Origin of the sequence: Rhizobium beringeri (assembly GCF_004306515.1) — a bacterium.
In the GTDB taxonomy this organism is placed as follows: Bacteria; Pseudomonadota; Alphaproteobacteria; order Rhizobiales; family Rhizobiaceae; genus Rhizobium; species Rhizobium beringeri.
The window spans coordinates 48,249-65,910 of record NZ_SILG01000002.1 but is presented as its reverse complement, the minus strand read 5'-3'; the positions used below and the strand labels follow the sequence as shown (position 1 = coordinate 65,910).

18 protein-coding genes are annotated in these 17,662 nt (G+C 60.6%); 9 read left to right on the top strand and 9 right to left on the bottom strand.

Features of this window, described 5'->3' with window-relative positions; translation table 11 throughout:
• Position 1: 1 nt before the first annotated feature.
• The 7 genes from ELH03_RS24010 to oiaX form a co-directional block, all read right to left on the bottom strand.
• Positions 2-1,066, bottom strand: a complete 1,065-nt coding sequence (locus tag ELH03_RS24010; protein ID WP_130766762.1) for an ABC transporter permease — start codon at positions 1,064-1,066, stop codon at positions 2-4.
• Positions 1,063-2,613: a sugar ABC transporter ATP-binding protein gene (locus ELH03_RS24005; RefSeq protein WP_130660285.1), complete on the bottom strand. Its 1,551-nt coding sequence runs from the start codon at positions 2,611-2,613 to the stop codon at positions 1,063-1,065. Before ELH03_RS24005 ends, ELH03_RS24010 begins: the two co-directional genes overlap by 4 nt.
• A complete protein-coding gene (locus ELH03_RS24000) occupies positions 2,610-3,254 on the bottom strand; it encodes a DUF2291 family protein (protein WP_128404256.1) in 645 nt (214 codons plus the stop codon). The genes ELH03_RS24005 and ELH03_RS24000 overlap by 4 nt, the downstream gene beginning before the upstream one ends.
• 73 nt (positions 3,255-3,327) lie before the next feature.
• Positions 3,328-4,269: a D-ribose ABC transporter substrate-binding protein gene (locus tag ELH03_RS23995; protein WP_003550404.1), complete on the bottom strand. Its 942-nt coding sequence runs from the start codon at positions 4,267-4,269 to the stop codon at positions 3,328-3,330.
• A 75-nt stretch (positions 4,270-4,344) separates the two neighbouring features.
• Entirely contained in the window at positions 4,345-5,172 is an 828-nt protein-coding gene (locus ELH03_RS23990; RefSeq protein ID WP_130657118.1) for a phosphogluconate dehydrogenase C-terminal domain-containing protein, read from the bottom strand.
• Positions 5,173-5,305: 133 nt separating this feature from the next.
• Positions 5,306-6,643, bottom strand: coding sequence for a four-carbon acid sugar kinase family protein (locus ELH03_RS23985; protein WP_130766956.1), 1,338 nt, complete (start codon positions 6,641-6,643; stop codon positions 5,306-5,308).
• 5 nt (positions 6,644-6,648) lie between these two features.
• Positions 6,649-7,905: a 3-oxo-isoapionate-4-phosphate decarboxylase OiaX gene (gene oiaX / locus ELH03_RS23980; RefSeq protein WP_130766761.1), complete on the bottom strand. Its 1,257-nt coding sequence runs from the start codon at positions 7,903-7,905 to the stop codon at positions 6,649-6,651.
• Positions 7,906-8,083: 178 nt separating this feature from the next.
• Here oiaX and ELH03_RS23975 point away from each other — a divergent pair, with 178 nt between their 5' ends.
• Positions 8,084-8,788 (top strand): transcriptional regulator NanR, encoded by a 705-nt coding sequence (locus ELH03_RS23975; RefSeq protein ID WP_105008566.1) that lies wholly within the window; start codon positions 8,084-8,086, stop codon positions 8,786-8,788.
• Between the two features lie 39 nt (positions 8,789-8,827).
• Here the strand turns inward: ELH03_RS23975 and ELH03_RS23970 are convergent, their stop codons facing one another.
• The gene (locus ELH03_RS23970) at positions 8,828-9,535 is read right to left on the bottom strand and encodes a helix-turn-helix transcriptional regulator (RefSeq protein WP_130766760.1); all 708 of its coding nucleotides are present in this window, start codon (positions 9,533-9,535) and stop codon (positions 8,828-8,830) included.
• Between the two features lie 258 nt (positions 9,536-9,793).
• Positions 9,794-10,177 (bottom strand): nuclear transport factor 2 family protein, encoded by a 384-nt coding sequence (locus ELH03_RS23960; RefSeq protein ID WP_128404260.1) that lies wholly within the window; start codon positions 10,175-10,177, stop codon positions 9,794-9,796.
• A gap of 263 nt (positions 10,178-10,440) precedes the next feature.
• Here ELH03_RS23960 and ELH03_RS23955 point away from each other — a divergent pair, with 263 nt between their 5' ends.
• The 8 genes from ELH03_RS23955 to ELH03_RS23920 all read left to right on the top strand — a co-directional run bounded on the left by ELH03_RS23955 (position 10,441) and on the right by ELH03_RS23920 (position 17,661).
• The gene (locus ELH03_RS23955) at positions 10,441-10,743 is read left to right on the top strand and encodes a hypothetical protein (RefSeq protein ID WP_128404261.1); all 303 of its coding nucleotides are present in this window, start codon (positions 10,441-10,443) and stop codon (positions 10,741-10,743) included.
• Positions 10,744-10,931: 188 nt separating this feature from the next.
• On the top strand, positions 10,932-11,690 hold the full coding sequence (locus ELH03_RS23950) for a FadR/GntR family transcriptional regulator (RefSeq protein ID WP_128404262.1): 759 nt from the start codon (positions 10,932-10,934) through the stop codon (positions 11,688-11,690).
• A 23-nt stretch (positions 11,691-11,713) separates the two neighbouring features.
• Positions 11,714-12,688 carry a sialic acid TRAP transporter substrate-binding protein SiaP gene (locus ELH03_RS23945; protein ID WP_130806811.1) on the top strand — a complete coding sequence of 325 codons (975 nt, stop codon included), beginning with the start codon at positions 11,714-11,716 and terminating at the stop codon, positions 12,686-12,688.
• Positions 12,689-12,767: 79 nt separating this feature from the next.
• On the top strand, positions 12,768-13,340 hold the full coding sequence (locus tag ELH03_RS23940; protein WP_128404264.1) for a TRAP transporter small permease: 573 nt from the start codon (positions 12,768-12,770) through the stop codon (positions 13,338-13,340).
• Between the two features lie 4 nt (positions 13,341-13,344).
• Positions 13,345-14,751 carry a TRAP transporter large permease gene (locus tag ELH03_RS23935; RefSeq protein WP_130766759.1) on the top strand — a complete coding sequence of 469 codons (1,407 nt, stop codon included), beginning with the start codon at positions 13,345-13,347 and terminating at the stop codon, positions 14,749-14,751.
• Between the two features lie 10 nt (positions 14,752-14,761).
• Positions 14,762-15,796, top strand: coding sequence for an L-idonate 5-dehydrogenase (locus tag ELH03_RS23930; RefSeq protein ID WP_130660280.1), 1,035 nt, complete (start codon positions 14,762-14,764; stop codon positions 15,794-15,796).
• A 221-nt stretch (positions 15,797-16,017) separates the two neighbouring features.
• Positions 16,018-16,725 carry a GntR family transcriptional regulator gene (locus ELH03_RS23925; RefSeq protein ID WP_130660279.1) on the top strand — a complete coding sequence of 236 codons (708 nt, stop codon included), beginning with the start codon at positions 16,018-16,020 and terminating at the stop codon, positions 16,723-16,725.
• A gap of 48 nt (positions 16,726-16,773) precedes the next feature.
• On the top strand, positions 16,774-17,661 hold the full coding sequence (locus ELH03_RS23920; RefSeq protein WP_130660278.1) for a dihydrodipicolinate synthase family protein: 888 nt from the start codon (positions 16,774-16,776) through the stop codon (positions 17,659-17,661).
• Position 17,662 lies beyond the last annotated feature (1 nt).

The window sequence follows — 17,662 nt, the reverse complement described above, 5'->3', positions numbered from 1 at the left end:
CTCAACCTGCCTTTGCCATCTGCATGAGGGTAACGCGCTGCTGCAGGCGGCGCTGCGCCTGGTCGACGACGACGGCAATGATGATGACGAGACCCTTGATGACCATCTGCCAGAAGGAGGAAACGCCCATCATCACCAATCCGTCGGAAAGGATGCCGATGACGAAGGCGCCAATGATCGTGCCGCCGATCGTGCCGCGGCCGCCCGACATCGAGGTGCCGCCGAGCACGGCTGCGGCGATCGCATTGAGTTCGAAGCTTTCGCCGGTCGCGGGATGAGCTGCCATCAGTTCGGAGGAGATGACGACGCCGACGATAGCGGCGCACAGTCCGGAGAACATATAGACGAAGATCTTGACGACATCGACCCGGATACCCGACATGCGCGCGGCCCGCTCATTGCCGCCGACGGCGAAGATGTGACGGCCGATCGGTGTCGAGCGGGCGACATAGGCGGCCAGCAGGGCAAGCACGATCAGAATCCAGATCGAAACCGGCAGGCCGAGGATGCGCCCCGCGCCGAAGAAATCGAAGCCAGTCGTTGCGTATTCAGGCCGGCCGACAAGGTTCGGAAATGTCTGGCCGTCCGACGACAGCAGGGCGAGACCGCGGGCGATATAGAGCGTGCCGAGCGTGGCGATGAAGGGCGCGACGTTGAGCTTGGTGATCAGCAGACCGTTGATCAGACCGATGAGCAGGCCGATCGACAAGGTGATCATCACGATCTCGAAGAGGTTGAAAAAGATGGTGTAGCCGATCGGCAATTCGATGCCGTGAAGGATCAGGCCGCCGGCGACCATGCCGCAAAGCCCGACGATCGATCCGACCGAGAGATCGATGCCGCCGGTGATGATGACGAAGGTCATGCCCATCGCCAGGAAGGCGTTGAGCGCCACATGCTTCGACATCAGGATCATGTTCGCCGTCGAGGTGAAGTTCGGAGCGAAGATCGCGAAGAAGATGATGACCGCGAATAACGCGATGAACGTCCTGAGCTTCATCAGCGTCAGCAGCGCCGAGCCGTTGGCGCCCTTTGGCGCGAGAGTGGTTGATGTAGCCGCGATCATGACGCGAGTTTCCCTTGATGTCCGTGTCCCTTGGCCGAAGCCGCAATGATGGCTTCTTCGGTGGCCTCGTTCCGGTCGAAGACGGCGACCAACTGGCCGTTGCTCAAAACCGCGATGCGATCGGAAAGCGCCATGACCTCTTCGAGGTCTGAAGTCGAAAACAGAATGGCGAGCCCGTTTGCGGCCAGCCGCCGCATGGTGCGGAAGACATCGGCCTTGGCGCCGACATCGATGCCGCGGCTCGGCTCGTCCATCAGAAGCACCTTCGGATTGGTCATCAACGCCTTACCGATGACGACCTTCTGCTGATTGCCGCCGGACATCGATGTCACCTCGAAATCCGGGTTCGGCGCCTTGATCGAGAGATCGCGGATCGCATCGCGAATGGCGTTCTTCTCCGCACCTCTGTCGATATGGAAGAGCCGGGTGAAGCGGCCAAGGCTCGCCAGCGTCAAGTTGGAGGCGATGGAAAGCACCTGGACCAGACCTTCGCGCTGCCGATCTTCCGGAATGAGCGCAAGGCCGCGGCGGATGCGCCGCGTGGTGTCGCGGGCGCGAACATGCTTGCCGTCGATGAAGATCTTGCCGGTCGAGTGTGTGTGACGGCCGATCACGCATTCGAAGAATTCGCTGCGCCCGGCGCCCATCAGACCGTAGATGCCGAGGATTTCGCCTGCCTTGACCGACAGGGAGACATTGTTGACCGAAAGCCCGCCTGTCGGCCGCGGCAGGCTGATATTTTCGGCGCGAAAGACTTCAGCTCCCACGGCGTGGTCCACGGATTTTGCAAAATCCTTGGCATCCGAGCCGATCATGGAGCGCACGATCCAGCGCGTGTCGATGTCGCGGACCATCGCCGCGCCGGTAACCTGGCCGTCACGCAGCACCGTGATGTAGTCGCCGATCCGCATCAGCTCTTCGAGCCGGTGCGAGATATAGACGATCGCCACACCCTGGGCCTTCAGTTCCGCGATCACCTTGAACAGGATCTCGACTTCGGCCGCCGAAAGCGCCGACGTCGGCTCGTCCATGATCAGGATACGGGCATTCAACGACATCGCCTTGGCGATCTCGACGAGCTGCTGCTGGCCGATCGGCAAATCCTCGACCATCGTATCGGCCTCGATGCCGGCATCGAGACGCTTCAAAAACGCATTGGCTTGTTGCACCTGTGCCTTGTGATCGATGCCGAGGATGCCGCGGGTGATCTCACGCCTGGCGAAGATGTTCTCGGCGACCGACATGTTGGCGAAGAGATTGAGCTCCTGGAAGATCATGCCGATGCCATTCGCCTGCGCGTCGGCAGGGCTGTCGAAGGATACCTGCTTGCCATCCAGGATGATGCGGCCGAGCGTCGGACGCTCGACACCGGCGATGATCTTCATCAGGGTCGACTTGCCTGCACCGTTTTCGCCGACGAGGACGTTTACCGCCCCGCGGCGCAGCTCAAGATTGGCGCGCTTGACCGCAACGATACCCGAATAGACCTTCGACACCTCGTCGAGGCGCAGGATGATGTCGTCCTGTTGTGCCTCTGCCGCCGTCATGAGCCGACCTTCAGTTCCGAAGGTGTTACGAGCGGAAGCTCACCGCTTTTCGGCAGCGGAAAGGCGCCGATCGCGGTCACCGTCTTGCCGACCAGACCTTCGCGCGGGACGGCCGACAGAAAGGCTGTATTGGCCTTTTCGTTGAAGGCCTTGCCGAATTGCGCCCACTCGATCTGGTTCTTGAATTCGTTGAAATTGACGAAATCCAGCGTGTCGCGCAGGGCCGTGCCGCGGAGCGCCGGCCCGATCTGGACCTTGGCGTCGGCCTTGCCGTCGCCATCGGCGTCGACATCGAGCGTTGCCGCGCGCGAGGCCGTATCGGCCGCGACGACCTTGCCGGTGATCTTCACCGCATAGGTCCATGGCGAGCTGCTCTGCTTGCGGGGATTGCCATATTTCTCGCCGGCGGCGTCGGGGCTGGAGGCGGAAAGCTGCATGACGTCTTTGAGGTCACCGGCGCGCTTTTCGAAGTAGGGCACTGCCTCGGACTGCCAGATCGCTTCGACCTTTGCATTCGGGTCGAAGGCGGTCTTGGCCGCTGCCGCAGCTTTTTCCTCAGCCGTTGGCGTCTTGATGATCTTGCAACCGGGCAAAGCTGCCGCCACGACGGCAGCGAGCAGGGCGCCCTTCATTCTCAACATACAGTGAACCTCGACGTCTTGCGAAATGCATTGCGGAGGGCGCAGCGCTGCGCCCTCCGCAATTCGCGGCTGATCAGTTGGTCAGGGCGAAGGTTTCGAGTTTGCCGGCATTGTCGGCATTGATGAGAACGCAATCCATCAACTGCTTCTCTTCCTTTGGTGTCGTCTTGTTCTTGATGTAGGCGTCGGCCTGTTCCACCGCCAACTGAGCCTGCGCATAAGCGGGCTGCAGGACTGTTGCCTTGATGCCGCCCGACTTGATGGAGTCGCGCACGTCGTTGGAGCCATCGAAGCCGACGACGATCACGTCCTTGCGGCCGGCCGCCTGCAGCGCTGCGATCGCGCCCATGGCCATGGTGTCGTTGCCTGAAATGACGCCCTTGATGTCGGGATTTGCCTGGAGGATGGTTTCCATCTTCGAATAGGCTTCCGTCTGGCTCCAGTTGGCCGACTGCTTGGCGACGGACTTCAGGTCCGGATAGTCGTCGATGACATCATGATAGCCTTGCGAGCGGATGCCGGCATTGGTGTCGGACTCTTTGCCGACAAGCTCGACGTAATTGCCCTTCTCGCCCATCAGCTTGACGAATTCCTGCGCGCCGAGCTGAGCGCCCTGATAGTTGTTCGAGACGATCTGGGCGACGGCAACGCCGGTGGCGTTGATTTCGCGGTCGATCAGGAAGGAGGGAATGCCTGCATCCTTTGCCTTCTTGACGGCCGCGACGGAGGCGTCGGCTCCGGCATTGTCGAGTATGATCGCCTTGGCGCCGCGTCCGATTGCCGTATCGATCATTTCGGACTGCTTGTTGGCGTCGTCGTCATGCGTCATGAGCAGCGTTTCGTAGCCAAGCTCTTTCGCCTTGGCTTCGGCGCCGACGGCTTCGGCCTTGAAGAAGGGATTGTCATGCGCCGGTGTGATGATGGCGATGAGATCGGCCGAAAAGGCCGGAAGAGCCGTTCCAAGCGCCAGTGCGCCGGCAAAAGCTGCAAGTGTCAGTCTGCGCGTCAGTTTCATAGTTTCCTCCCTGTTGTGACTAAAGCCCCTTCTCCCTGGGGCGGTTGAGGGGAGGGCTTACCTCCCCAAGCCGGTTCAGGTGATACGCCGGATGCTTTCGGCGATCTCCTGCGGTTCGAATACCTTTTTCCAGTCGTCGCGCATCAGCGCCGGGATGCCGAACTCGATCGCCTTGTTGCAGGCATCCGAGAACACGCCGTCGACTTCCTTGAAGATGACCGCGCCGAGCACGTTCATATGGCCGAGCAGGAAGTCGCGGGCCGCCTGTTCAGGGACGCCGCGTGCCACGCATTCGTCCATGGCCTGTCGCATGACAACGAGCAGCGATGCACAGACGGTTTCCGACAAGCCCGGTTCGAGCATCGCAAGCTGATCGACCGTGACCCGGTGCGAGCGCATGACCGGGGCCCAAATCAGCTTGGCGATTTCCTCACCGAGCGCATAGGCGCTTTCGGGGCCCTGCATTAACGCCGAAACGATATGCTGTTTGGCGAAGAGGCCGCCGAAGTGGTCCTTTTTCGCCTGCATGTCCGTCTCGTCATTGAAAATCGGCGGATGGCAGGGATGGGTGACGAAATAGGTAAGATCATCGCGCTTCGGCAGGTGGCCGGCAAAGGGAGCCGCAGCGTCCAGCGCGATCACCATGGTGCCTGATGTGAGCTTGTCGACGATGCCTGCCGCGACCTTGCCGATCGCCGTGTCCGGCACGGCAAGGATCACCACCTCAGCACCGTCGAGCCCGATATCGACGGGCACGCAATCGACACCGAGATCATTCTTCAAACGGGCCTTGCCTGCATCGCTCACCTCGACATGGCGGACCTCGAAACGCGAGCCTTTGAGATTTTTGGCAAGCCGGTATCCCATTTTCCCGCCTGCACCGAAGAGGGCAATTTTAGTCATGTTTCCTCACCTTTTCCCGTTCTCGATAGGATCATATACTGGTATGATGAGTCAATCACCATATCACTACTTAATTTGTTGGAGTCACGTTTTTCTGCGATCGCACGTTTCGGCCGATGCCGAAGGAAAACCATCAGTGCTTCCTTCCCTCGCGGATCTGGACGAAATAGCCGTCCGTCCCGACCTGGCCGCCTTTGAGCGCGATCTGCAGGCCGTTGGTCGGCTGATAGTCGCCATGCGCGAGGCAAAGCGGAGAGCCCGGCGTCTGGGGAAGCGGAAGAAGTGTCGTCAGCGCGTCGATCTTCAACTGCCTGAGAGCATGACTGGACGTGTCGCCGCCGGCGACGACCGCACGCGAAAGCCCTTCGTTCTCGATCAGGCGGCCCAAGATCGTGCCGAGCGCGCTCCCGAGCCGGTGACGCGCACCCGGAAACCTGTCGATGTCGGCGCCGCGGTCTGCGGATGGTCCAAGCGCGGTGTAGAGAATGACGCTCTTGCCTTGCTTGAGCTTCTCGGTTCCCGCCTCTACCGCAGCACTCACCGCGCCTTCGCCATGCTCCGAGACCAGTGCAAGCGGATCGAGCGCGATACTCTCAAAGCCGTTCTCGACAGCCGTCCGGATCTGCCGCTCGGTCGTCGGCGACACGCTGCCCGATACGACGGCGAGGCGGTCGACGGGGCCGATATCGGGAAACACGGCGCCGCTTCCGCCGATGAAGCCGTTCCGCCGCCATGCGCTGAGCAGGGCATATTCGACTCCAGAGGAGCCGGCGACAAAACTTCCGGAACGGCCGGTGACACGAAGCAACTGCCGACCGGCAGCCTCCTGTGTTGCCTCGGAATCGACATCGATGAGCAGGATCCCTTCGGAATTCGACGCCAGCTCGTCGACCCGCGTATCGGCATCCGAGCCGCTGATCGCGACAAGATCCGCGAGCAGGACGGGAAGGAGGGTTTGCTTCGACAGATGCACCGCAAGGTCCGCCTCGTCCATCGGGGTCACCGGATGGCGGCTCATGACGGGATGGCGGTCGATGCGAAAGATCCGGCCCTGGTAAGCGGCAAAGAGATTGCCGAATGCCGTGTAACGCTTCAGTTGCGGCGCGCCGACGATGACCGGCACCAGGGATTGCCCGAATACCGATCGGCCGATTTCGATCGCCTTGCCGATATTGCCGATTTCGGGGCTGGAATCGAAGGTCGAACAGACCTTGTAGTGGCAGATGTCAGCGCCAAGCGAATTCAGCCATCCGATAGCACGCGCAAGGTGCTCTCCCATCCATGCGGGGGTCTCGGAACGGCTCGTTCCGGCAATGCCGATCGCACGGCAATCCCTAAAGCGCGCGAGCAATTCCGGCGTGGGAACGTCGAGGAAGAGCACGGTCGATACACCGTTCGATGCCAGGGCCTCCATCACATCGGTGGAACCGGTAAAGTCATCGCCGTAATAGCTGACGAGAAGTCCCTCCATCGCGGTCACGCGCCCTTGCCGTCGCTGAATTTTGCAATAGAGGCGGCGAGCTCCGGGTGATCTTTTGCGTAGACCTCCAGCGGTATGTCTGCGACTGCCGCCTGCCAGGCCTGCTGCACGGCGCGAACGCCGGCCGCCGGGCCGCCGGGGTGGCTGACGATGCCGCCGCCGCAGAGATAGAGAAGATCGACGGTCCGGCCGGTCCGTCGATAGGTCTCCGGGGCCTGTCCTCCCCACTGCCCCGAACCGGCAACCGGAAGCGGGCAATCGGAGGCATTAAACAGTGGTGTGCTGACCGCCTTGAAGGAAGAGACGAAGCTGTCGTCCGGCTCCCAATATTTGACCCTGATGCCGTTGATCTGAAACTGATCGACCCCCAGCAGCCGCCAGAACTGCTGGTAGACCTTGAAATCCATGCCGGCGCCGGGGTCGCGCGTCAGCACGTCCCAACCGTTTCGATGCGCGTGCAGCACCAGATTGGAGCGCTTGCGCAGAAAGCTCATGCCGCCGAAGCCGATCCAATTGATGTTGACGACGGCGCAGTTACCGCCGGCTGTGGCAACGATGTCATGGTTGCGCATCATCTCGTCGGGGTCGGCATGCGAAATGCCGAAGGCATACATCACCTTCTTGCCGGTCTTCTGCTCGTGATCGAGAATGCGCGGCATGATCGCCGCAACGCGGTCCTTGAGCGGCGAATAGGCCGGGCTCATCAGTTTTTCGTCATCCTTGATGAAGTCGACGCCGGATGAGATCAGCTCGCCGACGAGTTCCGCCGTCTCGTATGGCCTGAGGCCAAGCGCCGGCTTGACGATCGTTCCGATAATGGGACGACCTTCGACGCCGGTGAGGCGGCGGCTTCCAGGGATGCCGAACTGCGGTCCGGGATGCGCGCTTTTGAAGGCGTCGGGCAGTTTCATGTCGACGATGCGGATGCCGGTCATGCCCTTGATGGAATAAACGCCGCCGATCGCAATGGTCATCAGTGCCGAGAGATCGGTCCCGATCGCCTCCAGCGGAAAGGCAATGTCGACATCGGCCCGATTGAGCAGCGTGCCGGGGGCGACCTCGGGCCAGGTCGGATCACGCGCATCTTCGAGTGGGCGGATCGCCAGGACGCGGGCGGCGACACGCGACTTCAGCTCTTCGGTCTCACCGGGAACGGGCACGAAGGTGCCGGTCGACTGGTCGCTCGCGATCTTTTCCGCCATCGCCTCGACGCTGCCGGGCGTTTCGATACGATAGGTCAGGGTAATCATCATGAAACGGACGGTAGCTCCTCTCGCCCGGCAGATTGCCATGGCGTCAACTCATGATCTGGTATAATGAGTATTCCAACTTCTGAAAAGTAGAATCTTCGGATCCGCAAATTTTCGCCGACAGCTTTGTTCTCGACCCGGAAAACTGTTAGGAGGAAACATTTTGAGCCAGCGAGATGTGATGACCCAGCCCCTCGAACAAATCGTCCGCCGGAAACTCTCTGACGAAGTGTTTGATCGACTTGAGCGAATGATCACGTCGGGCGAGCTTCAGCCGGGCGACGAGATGCCCTCCGAGCGCGTGCTGATGGAACGCTTCGGCGTCGGCCGGCCGGCGATCAGGGAGGCCATGCAGTCCCTTGCCAACAAAGGTCTGGTCAGCATTTCGCACGGCGAACGGGCGAAGGTCCTCCGGCTGACGGCAAAGTCGATATTCCGCCAGGTCGATCTCACTGCCAAGATCATGCTGTCGCAATCGTCGGATTCGTTGGAATACCTCAAGAGCGCCCGCATCTTCTTCGAGCGGGGCATGGCGCGCGAGGCCGCGCAGCGCGCCTCTGCAAGCGATATCGCCGATCTCAGGAACATCATCGAGCGCCAGCGAATGTCGCTTGGGCGGGCCGAAGAGTTTATCGACGCGGACATGGAGTTTCACACCCGCATCGCGCAGATATCAGGCAACCCGATCTACGTCGCCGTCAGCGAAGCAATGCTTGCCTGGCTAAAGGAATATCATACCGAGATGCTGATCTGGACCGGCAAGGAAAAATTCACGCTCGCCGAACACGACGAAATCGTCGATCGCCTGGCCGCAAACGACGTGGATGGCTCGGAAACGGCACTCCTCAAGCATCTCGAGCGGTCGCGAGCGCTTTACGCGAAGTAATCTTCACGAACTCGACGATCGCCGTCGGCTGGCGCCGAATTAGCTAGTCTCCTGTGCCACCGCGTCGCGTGCTTCTTGCGCCTGCGCCCGCCATTGCTTGACCAATTCCCGCCTCTTTCCGGGATAGCGATCGGCCAGGAGTGCTGCTTTAAGGATACGGTCGGCGCGAAACATCCGGAAATCCTGTCGCAGTTCGCACCACCCGGCAATGATCCGCCTGGAATCGAAGAAGGCGACCGCAATCGGCCATATGATACGGTCGCTGCCGGCATCTCTGGCATCTCTGTAGATGATCCGCAGCTTCATCTGCTGCTGCATGGCCTGACGCAGGACCTTGAGGCTGATTGCGGGTGCCGGCAGCGAGGGGAGGCCGATATGGAAATCATTATCGGTCAATCCATGACGGAGTTCCGACGGGAGCACGGCTTCGATCTTGGCAAGGGCGTCCTGCGCCGCCGCGCGTAGATCCTCGTCCGTATGGCGGGTGACCCATTGTACGCCCAGCGTGATCGCCTTGATCTCCGCTTCCGAGAACATGAGAGGCGGCAGTATGAAACCCGGCTGCAGCACATAGCCGAAACCGGGTTCCCCTTCGATTTCCGCGCCGATGGATTGCAGCAACGAGATGTCCCGGTAGATCGTCCGCAGGGAAACGCCCGTTTCCTGCGCGAGATAGTTCCCAGAGACCGCTTGGCGATGGCGGCGGAGAATCTGGAGAATTTCGAACAATCTCTGGCTCTGGGACATGGCCATATCTTACCATAGCTTCTGCCGGACCTGCCGAAGGGGCTCCGGAGCATCGGTTTCAATTCATGCGAACCAGGACCTTTCCGTTGCTCTTGCGGCCATGTTCCAGAGCCGTCAGCGTCTCTATCCCATCGCTCAGCGGTACGATTTCGGAAACCGGAAGCCTCAGCCTGCCCTCGTCTGCGGCACGGGCAAGCCCCTCGGGGTGTCCATTGCCACCTTGATGGTGATCATTCGAAAAACTTCCGGGTAACAAGTTCAGTGCGGCTTGGCCGTCGCCATATACTCGGCAAATGGCGCCGAGTCGTAGATCACATCGGTGGATGCGATCTTCCCCCCACTGATCGTGATGAGCTCGACGGTCACTGCGTGCGGAACGGGATGGGTTTCGGCCTCATAGACGACGACGGCCTGATTATCATCGCCGTAGACCGCGAGAATGTTCACGCTTTTGATCATGCGCGCGAAGCCCTCGTGGAAGCGGCGAAACGCTTGCGTACCGCTCACTTTGCCGATCGGCGACGTGCAGATGACATCCTCGGCTGAGACTTCAAGAATAGTGTCGATGTCTTTGCTTGCGATCGCTTCGACATAGGTGCAGGCAATTGCTGTCGCGCGCCCGGTGTGTTCAGCCATGGTCATGTCCTTTCGTTGGTGATGTTTGGCTGAAACGGTCCTAGCAAGCACTGGTGACACCACATGTCAGCATTAGACGCTGCCCAGTAGAAACTAGATATCTTACCAGCAATACGTGTAATTGAAGCTGCTGCTGGCGTACTCACGCCCAGTTTGTCGCTGGTCGCGTTTGGTATCCCGCTTCGGCTATTTGTAAGCAGCAAATGCGGAACAATGACGCGCTGGCGAGGTTCTGAATGATCACGCAAAGATCCTAAGGAGGACGTCCGATGCGTATGAAACTCGTAGCAGCTTCGCTTCTCGCTATTGGCATGGCCACATCTGCTTTCGCCCAATCCAATCCGGCGCCGGCCGGGGCCACGATCGACAAGAACCACGCCGATCAGGGTGCGAAGGTCAAAACGCCGATGGGAACCGACACCACCACGACAAACTCCACGACCGGCGGCACGATGAAAACAGGCAGGACCAAGTGCCCCAACCCGGTTGACAACTCCAGCAATCTTCAAACGCAAGGCGGCACCAGCAACGCTACGCCGATGGATGAGGCCTGCGCAGCGCATAACAATTGATCACCTCTTCGCAAAGAACCCCGCTTCGGCGGGGTTTTCTGCGCCGGGCTTCGCCTATGGTCTGAACTCTCCTTCTGAGTTTATGCGGCGGATTGACGCACAACTCCAGCAATGCTATTCAGGTACTAATTGGTCAGGCCAGTTGACCAGCTGCGCGGCTTGAGGAGAAGCCGCCGGGGAGGCCCACGATGTTTTCGCCTGTTGAATCACGCCGTCTTTATAGACAGGTCGCGGATCAGATTCGCTTGATGATCGCCAGCGGTGAGCTTGCCGTCGGCCAGCGGCTGCCGGCTGAGCGCGACCTTGCGGAGCAACTGTCGGTCTCACGCCCGACCGTCCGCGAGGCGCTGATCGTCCTGGAGGTCGAAGGCCTCGTCAACATTCGCATGGGATCCGGCATCTATGTGGTGCGCCAGCATGCTGCGACCGTCACTGGGGCCGAGCGCGAGCCGGTGGAGGGGCCCTTCGAACTGCTGCAGGCGCGTGCCCTCATCGAATGCGCCATCGCCGAAGAAGCTGCCGGTCGCGCCAAGCCGGACGATATCGCTCTGCTCGATGAAGCTCTGACGCGTATGGGAGGTGTGGTCAACGATGCAATCGCAGTGCTCGATGCCGATCGCGCCTTCCACACCGGCATTGCCGCCATCATTGGGAATGCGACATTGATCCGCGTCACGGGCGAGATGTTCGACATGCGCATGACCCCTTATTTCGCAAGGCTCGCCAGCCACTTCGAGGGGCCCACGACATGGCGCAGCGCCCTGGACGAGCATCGCGCCATTCGCGACGCGATCGCCGCCGGCGATGCCGCTGGCGCCAAGGCGGCCATGCGCGCCCATCTCACAATGTCGCAGAAGAGGTTTTCCGAGAGCTTCGGGGAGGAGTTCTCGGGGGAAGAGGAGCGCGGACGCAACAAGCGGCCGTCGAAAGGAACGACCAAGACTTAACCCAAGCTCGGGAGGAGAGAGCAATGAAAAGCAGACTGGCAACGATACTTTGCACCGCGGCCGCGATCATGGCGAGCAGCGCGATCGCGTATGCCCAGACAGTGCTGAAATGGGCGCATGTCTATGAAACGTCCGAGCCGTTCCACACGGATTCCGTCTGGGCCGCAGAAGAGATCAACAAGCGCACCGACGGGCGCTACAAGATCGAGGTTTATCCGGCGTCGCAGCTTGGTAAGGAAGCCGACATCAACCAGGGCCTCAAGCTCGGGACGGTCGACATCATCATTTCGGGATCGAGCTTCGCGGCACGCGACTACAAACCGATCGGCGTGACTTATTTCCCCTATATCTTCCGCGGTCCCGATCACCTGATCGCCTACACCAAGAGCGATGTCTTCAAGCGTCTTGCCAAAGGCTATGAAGACAAGACCGGCAACCACATCGCCGCCGTCAGCTATTACGGCACGCGCCATACGACATCAAACAAGCCTATTGCCAAATGCGCCGATATGCAGGGCTTGAAGATCCGGGTGCCTGACGTTCCAGCCTATCTCGCCATGCCGCGCGCATGCGGTGCCAACACCACGCCGATCGCCTTTGCCGAAGTCTATCTCGCTTTGCAGAACGGCACGGTCGAGGCACAGGAAAACCCGCTGACGACAATCGAGGCGAAGAAGTTCTACGAAGTCCAGAAGAACATCATCCTCACCGGCCACATCGTCGATCACCTCAACACCGTGATCTCGAAGACGCGGTGGGCAAGCCTTTCCGACGAGGACAAGAAGATCTTCGGCGAGGTCATGCAGGAGGCGGCCGAGCGCACGAGCAAGACGATCGCCGGCAAGGAAAATAGCCTCATCGCGACCTTCAAGGAAAAGGGCCTGAATGTCACCGAGGTCGACAAGGCCGATTTCGAAAAGACCGTGATGGAAAAGGTCAAGTTCGAGGATTTCGGCTACGAGAAAGCCGATTGGGAAGCAATCCGCGCGATCCAGTAAACTCTGCGGCGCGGCGCTGTAACACTTTGGTTGCTGCAGACGCCGCGCTCCTTCATTCCGAACTGGAACAGGGCCGATCATGTCGCAAGAAATTCATACGCAAATCACGGCCGAAGAAATCGGTCACGAGTTCGAAGGGCACGCGCCGACCGCAAATGTCTCGGACTATGCCATCGAGGACTGGATCACGCTGCTCGTCTTCTGGCTGATGGCGGGTTGCGTCTTCCTGCAGTTCTTCACGCGCTATGTGCTGAACGACAGCTACGCATGGACCGAGGAGATCGCGATCAATTGTCTGATCGGTGTCGTCTTTCTCGGTTCAGTCATGTGCGTGCGCACGTCGCGGCATATCCAGGTGGACGTATTCTATCACTATATGCCTGCAGGCCTGGCGCGCGTGCTCGCCACTTTCGTCGATATCGTCCGCATCGGCTTCTTCGCCTATGGCTGCCATCTGATGTGGCGCTACGTCGACATCGTGGCGGACGAGCAGATGGTCACCGTCGATCTGCCGCGCAACATCGTCTTCTATGCCGTTCTCGTCGCCTTCGTGCTGATGTTGATCCGCGCGGTCGTCGTCTTCATCGCCAACATGCGCCGCGGCTACTCCGTTCTGGAGCGCCCCGAAGAATTCCAGACCATCGAGGATTGATCTGATGCTGCTGCTTCTTGGCTCGTTTCTGGTGCTGATGCTGGTCGGGGTGCCCGTTGCCATCTCTATGGCCGTCGCATCCGTGCTTTACATCGTCCTTTACGGCGTCGCGCCCGACATCATCGTCGCCCAGCGCATGATCGCCGGCGTCGAAAGCTTCCCGCTGCTCGCCGTGCCGTTCTTCATCCTCGCGGGCAACCTGATGAACTCGGCCGGTGTCACCGGCCGCATCTATTCCTTTGCTGTTGCTCTCGTCGGCTGGATGAAGGGCGGTCTCGCGCAAGTCAACATCATCGGTTCGGTGATCTTCTCCGGCATGTCGGGCACAGCGCTCGCCGACGCAGCGGGTATCGGCACGATCGAGATCAAGGCGATGAAGGATCACGGCTATCCGGTCGGGGCCGCCGTCGGCGTGACGGCGGCTTCGGCAACTCTCGGCCCGATCTTCCCGCCGTCGCTGCCTTTCGTGATCTACGGCATGATGGCGAACGTCTCGATCGGCGCCCTTTTCATGGCGGGCATCCTGCCCGGCATTGTCATGACGCTCCTGATGATGATCACCGTCGCCGCCTTTGCCTATTGGAAGCGTTGGGGCTCCGACGCGCCGTTCGATGTGAGGCAGCTGCTGTCGGCGGGGATGGAAATCGTCGTCGTCCTCGCGGTGCCGCTGACCATCTATCTGCTGATGCAGGCGGGCGTATCGATGAATGTTGCCGCGGGCATTGCCCTTGCCCTGCTTCTCGCGCTCGACTGGTATTTCCGCTTCTCCGCCGTCATGGCGCTGATGACACCGGTCATCCTGATCGGCGGCATGACGATGGGCTGGTTCACGCCGACGGAGGCCGCCGTCGCGGCCGTCCTCTGGTCTCTGTTCCTCGGTCTGGTGCGCTACCGCACGATGACGCCCTCGACGCTCGCAAAGGCAAGTTTCGATACGATCGAGACGACGGCATCCGTTCTCTTCATCGTCACCGCGGCATCGGTCTTCGCTTGGCTGCTGACGGTGAGTCAGGCGGCGCAGTTGCTGTCCGATGCGATCCTGTCGATCACCGACAATAAATGGGTTTTCCTGATCCTCGTGAACCTGCTGATGCTCTTCGTCGGCTGCTTCCTGGACACGATCGCGGCCATTACCATCCTCGTGCCGATCCTTCTGCCGATCGTCCTGAAATTCGGGATCGATCCCGTCCAGTTCGGTCTCATCATGACGCTGAACCTGATGATCGGCCTGCTGCACCCGCCGCTCGGCATGGTGCTGTTCGTGCTGTCGAGGGTCGCGAAACTCTCCGTCGAACGCACGACCATGGCGATCCTGCCCTGGCTGGTGCCGCTCTTCCTGGCGCTGATCCTGATCACCTTCGTCCCGGCGATATCGCTGTGGCTGCCGCAGCAGCTTGGACTGTTGAGATAGGATGGACACGATGCGGACACGTCTGGCACGGCTTTACAAAATGGGCGATCTCAGGATCGAGACCGATACGGTTGCGGCCCCTGGTCCCGGCGAGGTGCTTCTCAAAATGGCGGCCGCAGGTATCTGCGGTTCCGACCTGCATTACTACCAGGATGGAGGCTTCGGGCCGGTCAGGGTGCGCGAGCCGATCATACCCGGCCACGAGGCCTCGGGGACCGTCAGCCAAGTGGGCGAGGGGGTCGATCTGAAGGCCGGGACGCTAGTGGCGGTCAATCCCAGCCAACCCTGCGGGCATTGCGAATATTGTGAGAAAAACATGCCGATCCACTGCCTGGAAATGCGCTTCATGGGCAGCGCGATGCGCCTGCCGCATGAGCAGGGCATGTTCCGGGAATGGCTGGTGGTGCCGGCCAGGCAGTGCTTTGAGGTCGGAGTGGCGACAACTGCTGCAGAAGCGGCCTGCAGCGAGCCGCTATCCGTCTGCCTGCACGCGGCATCGCGCGCAGGGGATATCACAGGCAAACGCGTGCTGGTCACCGGAGCCGGCCCGATCGGCGCCCTAGCGGTTGCCGTCGCAGCTTATTATGGGGCTAGCGAGATCGTGGTGACCGATCTCGCGGATGCCGCGCTCGACAGGGCAAAAGCGATGGGCGCCACCCGCACGATCGATGTTTCCAAGCATGCCCCTGCACTTGCGGAATACGAGGCGGGAAAGGGCTATTTCGATCTCGTCTTCGAATGCTCGGCCGCCGCTCCGGCAATCCGCGGCGCAATTGCCGCTATCAGGCCACGCGGAACGATCGTGCAGGTCGGCGTCACAGGAGACGTCCCGATCCCTCTCAACGCCATCGTCGGCAAGGAGCTTCAACTCCACGGAACGCAGCGCTTCCACGAGGAGTTCGGTACCGCCGTCGACCTGATCTCCAGCCGCAAGATCGATGTGCGGCCGATCATCAGCCACAGCCTGCCGCTCGAAGAAGCCACCGCAGCCTTCATCCTCGCCGGTGACCGTACGGCGGCCTGCAAGGTGCAACTGACCTTTTAGAGCGCGTCGCCGAACTCATACCTGTTGCCCGGTGGCCCGATGGGTGATCGGAGGTCTCCGGTCGACTTGCCGACGCAGCATTCGCTGCGCCGTGCGGCAGCAACTTTTCCTGACCCGAACCTGCTTTCTCGCTGACTGGGCGAGCGGATTCGATTCCGGATCTCAAGAAATTCTTGACGTCTATCTTATGTCTACATAATGTCTTTCAAAAGGATTATGAGATGGACGATGGCATTGCCTCCGAGATCGGCAACCCCGATCGTAAAACGAATCTGAGCCTGACGCTTCGCAGACGCATCCTGACGATGGAGCTGCCGCCGGGTGCGGTGTTGGACGAAGTGGCGCTGAGCGAGGAGTTTGGACTGTCCCGTCCGCCGGTTCGCGAGCTGATGCGGCAGATGGCTGGCGAAGGTTATATCGAGCTGGAAGCCAACCGGGCGGCGCGTGTCAGTTCGATGAGTTACCAGTCGCTGCGCGACTTCTTTCTTCTTGCGCCGATGATCTACATCACCGCCAACAAGCTGGCGGCCGAGAATGGAACTCGCGGGCAGCTCGACGTGCTCAAGCGGATGCAGCAGTCATTTCGAAAGGCCGTCGACAATTGCGACGTCGAGGGGCGCGTCTTCTACAACGACCAGTTCCACCGCCAGATCGGCGAGATGGCGCACAACGTCTATCTGGTTCCGAGCCTGCGGCGCCTGCAGATCGACCACGCACGCATCGGCAAGGTCTTCTACAAGCACCCGAACACGCCTCGCATGCAGGAAGAGCTCGAACTCGCCACGCAACAACATGACGAGATGATCGACGCCATCGGGAAGCGCGATCCCGATGCAGCCGGAGAACTGGCGCGGCTTCACCTCGAGCTTTCACGACGAAACATGGCCATGTACGCGGCCCCAGAGGGTCTGGAGACGCCGACCCTCTAGGACCATTTGGCTCGACCCTTCGGCAGCGTAACGCGGGACACAAAACGAATGTCTGATTTCCAATTTGCAGGCCTAAATCTTGCCATCACGACGCCGTTCGACCATGCCGGACGCATCGACTACGGCAGGCTCGAACACAATGTCGAGCGCTACCTCGCAGCAGGCGTCAGGAGCTTCCTGTTCAGCTCTGGCACCGGCATGCACGTCTACCTTTCCAAGGACGACTCCGAGGAACTGATCCGACGCGGAGTGCGGATCGTCAATGGTCGGGCGAAGGTGATTGCACAGACTTCCGCGCTTCTGGTGGAGGACGTCGTCGAGCGTACCAGTCGCGCGCGAGACGCTGGCGCCGAAGGTGTCATGGTTCTTCCGCCCTTCTTCGAAGGGCCGACGGACGACCAAGGCATCGTCGATTTCTATAGCGAGGTTGCGAAGGCCGGTCTGCCGGTGATCGGCTACAACGTTCCCCAAGCGGTCGGCGTCGCCGTCACGCCCGAACTTCTCGACAAGCTGAGCGAAATCCCCGGCTTCTGTGCCGTGAAGGATAGCAGCGGCGATCTTGGAAAGCAGGCAGCACTTATCCGCACCGGCCGTCTCGTCATGAACGGCGCTGACCCTCTCGTTCCCTACGCGCTCTATGCCGGATGCGAGGGCCTGATCTGGGGTGGGGCGAACTTCGCTCCGAGAACCTGTGTCGCCCTCGTCGAGGCCGCCGCCAAGCACAAGTGGGACGAGGTTCGCGCGCTGTGGAAAATCTTGGAGCCGTCGATGGGGCTGATCTGGGAAGGCGATTACGTGCAGTCCGTCTATGCGGCGGCAGATCTGGTGGGCTACGGCGCCGGCGTTCCGCGAAAACCGCTGCGCGGGCTTGCCCCAGAAAAGCTTCCGGCCATCCGGCGCTCCCTCGAAACGCTCATGGAGCGTGAAGCGATCTAAC

Excerpts from the sequence above, each read along its gene's own strand:
- ELH03_RS23960 (WP_128404260.1), bottom strand. The coding sequence starts at position 10,177 with ATGACCATGGCTGAACACACCGGGCGCGCGACAGCAATTGCCTGCACC.
- ELH03_RS23970 (WP_130766760.1), bottom strand. The coding sequence starts at position 9,535 with ATGTCCCAGAGCCAGAGATTGTTCGAAATTCTCCAGATTCTCCGCCGC.
- ELH03_RS23995 (WP_003550404.1), bottom strand. The coding sequence starts at position 4,269 with ATGAAACTGACGCGCAGACTGACACTTGCAGCTTTTGCCGGCGCACTG.
- ELH03_RS24010 (WP_130766762.1), bottom strand. The coding sequence starts at position 1,066 with ATGATCGCGGCTACATCAACCACTCTCGCGCCAAAGGGCGCCAACGGC.
- ELH03_RS23930 (WP_130660280.1), top strand. The coding sequence starts at position 14,762 with ATGCGGACACGTCTGGCACGGCTTTACAAAATGGGCGATCTCAGGATC.
- ELH03_RS24005 (WP_130660285.1), bottom strand. The coding sequence starts at position 2,613 with ATGACGGCGGCAGAGGCACAACAGGACGACATCATCCTGCGCCTCGAC.
- ELH03_RS23920 (WP_130660278.1), top strand. The coding sequence starts at position 16,774 with ATGTCTGATTTCCAATTTGCAGGCCTAAATCTTGCCATCACGACGCCG.
- ELH03_RS23945 (WP_130806811.1), top strand. The coding sequence starts at position 11,714 with ATGAAAAGCAGACTGGCAACGATACTTTGCACCGCGGCCGCGATCATG.
- ELH03_RS23925 (WP_130660279.1), top strand. The coding sequence starts at position 16,018 with ATGGACGATGGCATTGCCTCCGAGATCGGCAACCCCGATCGTAAAACG.
- ELH03_RS23985 (WP_130766956.1), bottom strand. The coding sequence starts at position 6,643 with ATGGAGGGACTTCTCGTCAGCTATTACGGCGATGACTTTACCGGTTCC.
- ELH03_RS23990 (WP_130657118.1), bottom strand. The coding sequence starts at position 5,172 with ATGACTAAAATTGCCCTCTTCGGTGCAGGCGGGAAAATGGGATACCGG.
- ELH03_RS23950 (WP_128404262.1), top strand. The coding sequence starts at position 10,932 with ATGTTTTCGCCTGTTGAATCACGCCGTCTTTATAGACAGGTCGCGGAT.
- ELH03_RS23935 (WP_130766759.1), top strand. The coding sequence starts at position 13,345 with ATGCTGCTGCTTCTTGGCTCGTTTCTGGTGCTGATGCTGGTCGGGGTG.
- oiaX (WP_130766761.1), bottom strand. The coding sequence starts at position 7,905 with ATGATGATTACCCTGACCTATCGTATCGAAACGCCCGGCAGCGTCGAG.
- ELH03_RS24000 (WP_128404256.1), bottom strand. The coding sequence starts at position 3,254 with ATGTTGAGAATGAAGGGCGCCCTGCTCGCTGCCGTCGTGGCGGCAGCT.
- ELH03_RS23940 (WP_128404264.1), top strand. The coding sequence starts at position 12,768 with ATGTCGCAAGAAATTCATACGCAAATCACGGCCGAAGAAATCGGTCAC.
- ELH03_RS23955 (WP_128404261.1), top strand. The coding sequence starts at position 10,441 with ATGCGTATGAAACTCGTAGCAGCTTCGCTTCTCGCTATTGGCATGGCC.
- ELH03_RS23975 (WP_105008566.1), top strand. The coding sequence starts at position 8,084 with ATGACCCAGCCCCTCGAACAAATCGTCCGCCGGAAACTCTCTGACGAA.